The following is a 535-nucleotide window of genomic DNA, read 5'->3' on the forward strand; positions in this document are numbered from 1 at the left end:
TCGGCTAATGACGGTACCTGAAGAATAAGCACCGGCTAACTACGTGCCAGCAGCCGCGGTAATACGTAGGGTGCAAGCGTTAATCGGAATTACTGGGCGTAAAGCGTGCGCAGGCGGTTTTGTAAGTCTGACGTGAAATCCCCGGGCTCAACCTGGGAATTGCGTTGGAGACTGCAAGGCTGGAGTCTGGCAGAGGGGGGTAGAATTCCACGTGTAGCAGTGAAATGCGTAGAGATGTGGAGGAACACCGATGGCGAAGGCAGCCCCCTGGGTCAAGACTGACGCTCATGCACGAAAGCGTGGGGAGCAAACAGGATTAGATACCCTGGTAGTCCACGCCCTAAACGATGTCTACTAGTTGTCGGGTTTTAATTAACTTGGTAACGCAGCTAACGCGTGAAGTAGACCGCCTGGGGAGTACGGTCGCAAGATTAAAACTCAAAGGAATTGACGGGGACCCGCACAAGCGGTGGATGATGTGGATTAATTCGATGCAACGCGAAAAACCTTACCTACCCTTGACATGGAAGGAATC

Annotated in this window: 1 rRNA gene; it reads left to right on the forward strand. The window is 52.5% G+C overall.

Annotated features, from left to right (window positions below):
- Positions 1-535 (forward strand): 16S ribosomal RNA (locus tag ACFFJK_RS22920); the annotation flags it as partial.

Source organism: Massilia consociata, from assembly GCF_042432755.1.
GTDB classification, from domain to species: domain Bacteria; phylum Pseudomonadota; class Gammaproteobacteria; order Burkholderiales; family Burkholderiaceae_D; genus Telluria; species Telluria consociata.